Below are 253 nucleotides of genomic sequence, written 5' to 3' on the forward strand. Positions count from 1 at the left end.
GTCGGTGCTCGCCGCGTGCCGCCTCAGCACGATCTACTGGATCAACGCCTTCGGCTGGACCTATCGGCTCCGCATGGTGAACGAGCGGGGCGAGACGGTGCCCACCAAGGGGCACCAGTCGCACTTCCCGATGATTACGTGGCCGGTGCAGGACGAAACCCTGCACACGCTCGACCGCTGCATCCGCGAGTCGGAGGACGCGAACCTCGACAAGTCCCGCGACATGGGCGCGACGTGGCTGGTGATCTTCAAG

Annotated in this window: 1 protein-coding gene; it reads left to right on the top strand. The window is 65.6% G+C overall.

Features of this window, described 5'->3' with window-relative positions; genetic code table 11:
* Positions 1-253: hypothetical protein (locus tag R0J87_RS22595; RefSeq protein ID WP_498889135.1), on the top strand; the 253-nt coding region annotated here is incomplete at both ends.

It is taken from the genome of Halomonas sp. SIMBA_159, from assembly GCF_046536035.1.
Lineage (GTDB): Bacteria > Pseudomonadota > Gammaproteobacteria > Pseudomonadales > Halomonadaceae > Vreelandella > Vreelandella venusta_A.